Source organism: Pseudoalteromonas sp. 20-MNA-CIBAN-0454 (genome assembly GCF_040308685.1).
In the GTDB taxonomy this organism is placed as follows: domain Bacteria; phylum Pseudomonadota; class Gammaproteobacteria; order Enterobacterales; family Alteromonadaceae; genus Pseudoalteromonas; species Pseudoalteromonas nigrifaciens.
In genome coordinates this window covers 1-274 of record NZ_JBEOOB010000165.1, presented here as the reverse complement: position 1 = coordinate 274, position 274 = coordinate 1, and the positions used below count along the sequence as shown (strand labels likewise).

The window sequence follows — 274 nt, the reverse complement described above, 5'->3', positions numbered from 1 at the left end:
ATTCACGACTATCTGCGTAACACCCTCAAGGCCGACGGCCAGGTGACCGGCGTCGAGTTGCGCGAAGACATGGTGACGCTGTGCAATAACGCCGCTGCCCGTCTGGAACACACGGGGCTGGTGTTCAAGTGCGGTGACGTACGCACTGTGGCGCCCAGCGAATTGGATGTGATGATCGCCCTGCATGCCTGCGACATCGCCACCGACTACGCGATCCATACCGGCATCCGTTCCGGCGCGTCGATCATCATGTGCTCGCCGTGCTGCCATAAAC

General features: G+C 60.9%; 1 protein-coding gene. It reads left to right on the top strand.

From position 1 onward, the window contains the following. Positions 1 to 274: methyltransferase (locus tag AAEZ22_RS18380; protein WP_352298480.1), on the top strand; the 274-nt coding region annotated here is incomplete at both ends.